Raw genomic sequence first — 6460 nt, forward strand, 5'->3', positions numbered from 1 at the left:
TTGATTCGTGTTTATAAATGTAACGATTTACCCGTAAATCTGGAATCAGCCATTAAACCAGTTTGGGAAGTTCCAAACCATCCAGCCGTAGGCGGCAAACCGGAAAACGCGCGTTATCGCCACCAACAAAAAATGCTTGAAGGGAAGTTGAACTGAACCAGCCAACATGCACATGGCCGAGAAGGGTACAGGGGTGATGCATCCGACCAGTACCAGGTACATGCCGTACTTTCTTAAGCTATACTCATACTGAACCAGGTACTTATCCTTGATGCGTTTAAAAAAACCTGTCTTGGTAAAGCTGTAACCAATGTAATAGCCCAATACGCCAGCACCGTAAGATATTACAGCCAAAATACACAGGTTAATTACATACTCCGTTAAATCACCTGCGTGTTGCCACAGGATCATAAAAAACTCAGGTGGGATTATCCCAAAAATAATTTCAGAAACAGTAAAGATGGTGAAGAGCAAAACCTTTTTTCCGGCCAGGTGATTGATCTCGTTCGAAAGCGTTTCTTCGAGGTAGCTCTCCAATAAAATATAAGCGGTTATTATAACGGCAAACCATAGTAATCCCTTAAACAGGTTGCGAAGTAAAAAGCCGGATGGGGTATCGTTCTGCTCCATGGTTTAGCCAACTATAGGCATGCGTTTAAACGGCTTCGTTTCATCAAAAAGTTTGCGGTAAGTAGCGTGCTTTTTAACCACATGGGCATTTATTTGTTCAACCACCCTGATCATTTTAGGATTAAAGTCACCAATCCAATTCATTTCATATTCGCGATAAGCAAAACTATCGGACTGTGCCATTTGCCTGAATGTTTCTATAATGGCACCATCAACGCCTTTGCCCTGGTGTTCGGGCACGATGCCAAAGAGTAAACCAAAGGCCTTTTTATTGGTGCGCCTTATGGTATGCCAAAGAAATTTGAGTTTGCCAAACCAATTGAGTTTGCCGTTTACAAATTTAAAAACCTGGTTCACTTCGGGTAGGGAAAGAAAAAATGCGATGGGCTCTTGTTTATAATACCCGAACCACAACAGCTTTTCATCCATTATGGGTTTCATTTGTTTTACCAGGTGGCGTGCCTGTACTTCGGTTAATTCGGGTATTTCGCCACGTTTTGCCCAGGCCCTATTATACACGGTTTTAATTTTCTCAGGCAAGGTATCCCACTTGGATTTCGGTAAATAGCTGAAGGAGTAGTCTGGGTTTTGGGCAACCAGGTTTGCTTTCTCTTTCAACCGATCATCCAATGGCCCGATGATGGGACGGCCAAACGTGAACTGATAGAAATAAACCTGAAAGCCGTAAGCTTCAAAGAAATCTTTATAGTAAGGAAAATTATAGTTGCATTGATAATTGGGTTGCCGCTCAAAACCATCAACCAATAAACCCCACCAGCGATCGCGGTTACCAAAATTGATGGGACCATCCATCGCCTCCATGCCCCGTGCCTGTAACCACTGTTTACATTGATCAAACAATAGGAATGCAGCCTGCTTATCCTCTATGCAATCAAAAAAGCCCATGCCCCCAGTAGGCTGGTCGTTTCCTTTGTTTGTTGTTTTCTGGTTTATAAATGCGGCCACTCGGCCGATGGTTTCCCCGGCATTATTTTTCAATAACCACCGAATACACTCGCCATGCTGAAAGGTTTTGTTTTTCTGCCGGTCAAAAACTGCCTCCACGTCTTTATCCAAGGGTCGTATCCAGGTGGGGTTGCTTTTATAAAGCTTCACCGGAAGCATAATGAATTCCTGACGATCGTGTGCCGTATTTACTTCAATAATCTTCATATCTCAGCGCACAATAATTTAAACACGCATTGCAGAACCTATGCGATTGGGTAAATCAATATAGAATGTTGTCCCTACGCTAACTTCGCTTTCCACGAAAATACTGCCTTCCAGCTTATCAACGGCATTTTTAACAATATAAAGCCCAATGCCTGAACCATCGGATTGCTCGGTTGCCCTGTAAAACATTTCGAAAATACGATCAAGGTTTTGTTGTGAAATGCCTATACCGTTATCGGAGAAACGGATTTTTACCCATTCATCATCAGCCGTAATTTCAATACCAACTTTTGGCTTTTGTGCCTGATCGTTTCGGTATTTAATTGCATTGGATACGAGGTTTCTGAATATCTCTGAAATCCTCCAGGGGTCGCTATAAAAATATTCCACACCAATTTCAATGTTAAAATCAACATCGTTTGCCCCTTCCAGGTAGTTCAGGTCTTCAATTGTTTTTGCCAGGATATTTCGTATATCAACTTTATCGTACTTAACGTCAAGCTTCAGGTTTTTGGAATGGCTCAACACATCGCTGATAAAATGATCCAGGGCTGTTATCTTTTCGCCAATAATCCTGATGTAGTCAAAAGGGTCGTCTGTATTGCCGGGCAGTTTAGCAAGGTTTACCAAACCCAGTACAGATGAAAGCGGGGCGCGGAGGTCGTGCGAAACTTTATACACAAAGTTGTCAAGCTCGGCATTGCGTATTTTCAGTTCCTCCTCCATCATCCGGTGGCTGGTTATGTCAACATATACACCATAAATACCCAATACTTTTCCATCGGTTACGATTGGCATGCCGTACAAGATCACATCAATGCGCTCGCCATTTTTTCGCTTACGGAATGTCTCAACCTGAATTATCCCCTGGGCTGAAATCACATTGTTTAAATCCATGCCCTCATTTTGCAATTCGGCAGGAACAACAAAATCATTGAGGTTCTTTCCTTTCAGCTCGTTCAAATCGAACCCAAACATACTGGTAAAGCCCTTATTCACCAGTTCAACTTTTCCGGTTGCATCAAGCATCACAACGGCCATGGGTATGTTATTGAACAGTTGTGTGAAAAGCGTTTCGTTTCTCCTGATTTCTTCCTGTACGCGAAGTTGGTCAGTAATGTCGCGAACGATGAGCTGAATGGAGGGAACTCCTTTAAACATGTAGGGCATAGCGAGCACCTCAACCTGTACAGTATCGCCTTCGGAGGTAACAAATTGCTCTTGTATGGCCGGTAAGTTTTCACCGGCCAGCACCCGATTCATTCTGTCCCGTACAATCTCCTTACTATCGGGATGAACAAAATCCATCACATTCTTACCAAGCAATTCGCCAGGGGCAACATGTAAAATTGTATGCGCATAGGCATTGGCCATTACAATCTCACCGTTTACATGAATGCCGATACCAAGCGGTAATTTCTCCACCAGGGATTGATACCTTGATTCACGCTTTATCTCCTGTAGTTTACGATCTGTGATGTCGATGATTATTCCCTTACGCTTGATGCCCACAGATGAGGGTAAGGGGTTTGACCGCGTTTCAATCCAACGCACCGAACCCTTTACGTTAATCCGGCCCTCCCAATTCCATACCTTTTCTTTTCCGTGGCTTTCTGTTAAAGACTCTTCAAAGGATGCGCGATCCTCCTCTACCAAAATCTTTCGGAACAATGAAGAATCTGTACGCAGGTCGGCAGCAGACAGGCCTAAAATATCAATGCTGTTCTCGCTGATGTAGGTAAAGGACCTGCCACCCTCCTCGCTAATGCTATATTCATAGATGACGCCTGGCAGATTTTGAAATAGTTCCTGCATAACAGAACTGAAACGTTTGTTTAGGTGGTAGAGGGTCTATTTCAGATCTTCAAAAAAAAATTAGCTGTGCAAGATAGACTTTAGGCGTAATTATACAAGTACCCGAGTACAAACTTACCCCCCTACGTCCTAAGGAATAAAAAAGCCCATCCATACGGATGGGCCTGATTTACCTTAGTGTGGCGCAAAGTATGGTTACGATGCCTTAAGTGCTTCTGCACCGCCAACAATTTCAAGAATTTCTTTAGTAATGGCCGCCTGCCGTGTGCGGTTATAGGTTAGCCTTAATTCTTTCAGCAATTCACCCGCATTTTCTGTAGCCTTATCCATGGCCGTCATACGGGCACCATTTTCGGCTGCATTCGAATCCAATACAGCTTTAAATAGCTGCACTTTTAAAGACTTGGGGATCAGGCCTTCAATAATTTCGAGTTGCGTTGGCTGATAGATATAATCCACTTCAGCAGATTTTGTTTCCCCTTGTGGTAGCTGTACCGGCAAATACTGCTCAGTCCGCAAAATTTGAGTAGCTACATTCTTAAATTCATTGTACACTATTTCAACCTTATCGTACATACCTGCCCGATAAGAATCCATAATGTAATCGGCTGCGGCCGCTACACGCTCAAAGGAAAGCCGTGCAATAATATCGGTGTGGGAGGCTACCATGGCAAACTTACGTTTGCTGAAATAGTCCTCCGATTTTTTACCAATAGAAAGGATTGTTACGTTACCCTGACGATATTGACTTTCATACTTATCGTGGATAAGCTTCAATACACCTTTAAATATGTTGGTATTGAAAGATCCGCACAACCCACGATCAGAGCTGATGGCCACGATCAAAATCCTCTTTTCTTCCCGGGCACGGCTAAACCAATTTTCAGAAACAGAATCGCGTTGCGCTGTTGAAAGATTTTGAAAGATAGAGGCCATCTTTTTGGCAAAAGGCCTCATCTGCAAAATCCTGTCTTGCGACTTGCGCAGCTTCGCAGCAGCCACCATTTTCATGGCCTTGGTGATTTGCTGGGTAGAAACCACCGAGGTAATACGGTTCTTTACTTCCTTTAAGCTAGGCATCGTTCAATCAGTATTTCGAAGCTAAATCGGTAGCTACTTTTTTAATGGTTTCCACATCGGCATCTTCAAACTTGCCGGCACGCAGGTTATCCAATACATCGCGGTGTGAAGTACGCATCAGCTCTAGAAAATCGCGCTCAAATTCCCTGACTTTATTTACCGGTACGCGATCCATAAAGCCACGGGTAGAAACTGTAATAATGGCAACTTGTTCTTCTACCGGCACAGGTGAGTATTGATCCTGCTTCAAAACTTCTGTGTTCCTTCTTCCACGCTCAATGGTAAGCTTGGTTGCAGCATCAAGGTCGGAACCGAATTTTGCAAAAGCCTCCAATTCACGGAACTGTGCCTGGTCAAGCTTTAGCGTTCCGGCAACCTTTTTCATGGATTTAATCTGTGCCGCACCACCTACGCGCGACACTGAAATACCTACGTTAATTGCCGGACGGATACCAGAGTTAAATAAGTTGGTTTCGAGGAATATCTGGCCATCCGTAATGGAAATAACATTGGTGGGGATATAAGCCGATACGTCACCTGCCTGGGTTTCAATAATCGGGAGGGCCGTAAGTGATCCACCGCCTTTTACCAAATGTTTAATTGAGTTTGGCAGGTCGTTCATGTTGCGGGCAATAGAATCGTTGTTAATAATTTTTGCAGCACGCTCCAGTAAACGCGAGTGGAGGTAAAATACATCACCAGGATAAGCTTCACGTCCGGGGGGTCTTCTCAACAACAACGAAACTTCACGATACGAAACTGCTTGCTTCGACAAGTCGTCATAAATAACAAGTGCGGGACGTCCGGTATCGCGGAAAAACTCACCGATGGCAGCTCCGGTAAACGGGGCAAAAAATTGCATGGGGGCCGGATCGGATGCAGTAGCCGAAACGATTACGGTATAGTCAAGCGCACCGGCCTTTTGAAGTTCAGCGGCTACAGAAGCAACGGTTGAACCTTTTTGACCGATAGCAACATAAATACAATATACAGGTTGACCCTTTTCAAAAAATTCTCTTTGATTAATGATGGTATCAATTGCCACCGCGGTTTTACCTGTCTGCCGATCACCGATAATCAACTCGCGCTGGCCACGGCCGATCGGGATCATTGAATCAATAGCCTTGATACCGGTTTGCAGCGGCTCATTTACAGGCTGACGGTAAATTACACCGGGTGCTTTGCGTTCAAGCGGCATTTCATAAAGCTCACCACTTAGCGGGCCTTTTCCGTCAACCGGCTCACCGAGTGTATTCACCACACGGCCAATCATGCCATCACCCACATTAACGGAAGCAATTTTTCCTGTACGCTTAACGGTATCACCTTCGTGCACACCTTTGGAATCACCAAACAATACGGCACCCACGTTGTCCTCTTCCAGGTTAAGCACCATGGCACGCAGGCCGTTCTCAAATTCCAATAGTTCACCGGCTTGTGCCTGGGTTAGGCCATAAATGCGGGCTACGCCATCACCAACGGATAAAACAGTGCCTACTTCTTCTAACTCAACATCGGTGCGCGATTGTGAAAGTTGTTCACGCAATATTGCGGATACTTCTTCAGGTCTGATTTCTGCCATAATATCTTCTTGTTTCTTAGTTCGTTGCTTTGTTTGTATCAAAACCCTTTCACATAAGGGTTCTGGCTAAATTTCAATTTTAATGCTTTGAGTTTACTCTTCAGGGATGCATCAACCTGGCGATCGCCAACAGTTAACACAAAACCGCCAATCATGTCGGCATCAATTTTTTCTTCCAGT

General features: G+C 44.2%; 6 protein-coding genes. All 6 read right to left on the reverse strand.

All coding sequences use genetic code 11. The features are described 5' to 3' along the window. Positions 1-45: 45 nt before the first annotated feature. Entirely contained in the window at positions 46-630 is a 585-nt protein-coding gene (locus tag KIT51_17910; protein UYN86705.1) for a VTT domain-containing protein, read from the reverse strand. Positions 631-633: 3 nt separating this feature from the next. Then, positions 634-1803, reverse strand: a complete 1170-nt coding sequence (locus tag KIT51_17915; GenBank protein ID UYN86706.1) for a hypothetical protein — start codon at positions 1801-1803, stop codon at positions 634-636. 18 nt (positions 1804-1821) lie between these two features. Then, entirely contained in the window at positions 1822-3618 is a 1797-nt protein-coding gene (locus tag KIT51_17920) for a PAS domain S-box protein (GenBank protein UYN86707.1), read from the reverse strand. A 195-nt stretch (positions 3619-3813) separates the two neighbouring features. Further along, the gene (gene atpG, locus KIT51_17925) at positions 3814-4698 is read right to left on the reverse strand and encodes an ATP synthase F1 subunit gamma (GenBank protein UYN86708.1); all 885 of its coding nucleotides are present in this window, start codon (positions 4696-4698) and stop codon (positions 3814-3816) included. 7 nt (positions 4699-4705) lie between these two features. After that, positions 4706-6280 carry a F0F1 ATP synthase subunit alpha gene (gene atpA, locus KIT51_17930; protein UYN86709.1) on the reverse strand — a complete coding sequence of 525 codons (1575 nt, stop codon included), beginning with the start codon at positions 6278-6280 and terminating at the stop codon, positions 4706-4708. A gap of 38 nt (positions 6281-6318) precedes the next feature. Further along, positions 6319-6460: F0F1 ATP synthase subunit delta (locus KIT51_17935; GenBank protein UYN88631.1), on the reverse strand; the 142-nt coding region annotated here is incomplete at its 5' end.

Source organism: Cyclobacteriaceae bacterium (assembly GCA_025808415.1).
Taxonomy (GTDB): Bacteria; Bacteroidota; Bacteroidia; order Cytophagales; family Cyclobacteriaceae; genus UBA2336.

Coding starts and splice junctions, on each gene's coding strand:
- KIT51_17910 (UYN86705.1), bottom strand. CDS start 630: ATGGAGCAGAACGATACCCCATCCGGCTTTTTACTTCGCAACCTGTTT.
- KIT51_17915 (UYN86706.1), bottom strand. CDS start 1,803: ATGAAGATTATTGAAGTAAATACGGCACACGATCGTCAGGAATTCATT.
- KIT51_17920 (UYN86707.1), bottom strand. CDS start 3,618: ATGCAGGAACTATTTCAAAATCTGCCAGGCGTCATCTATGAATATAGC.
- atpG (UYN86708.1), bottom strand. CDS start 4,698: ATGCCTAGCTTAAAGGAAGTAAAGAACCGTATTACCTCGGTGGTTTCT.
- atpA (UYN86709.1), bottom strand. CDS start 6,280: ATGGCAGAAATCAGACCTGAAGAAGTATCCGCAATATTGCGTGAACAA.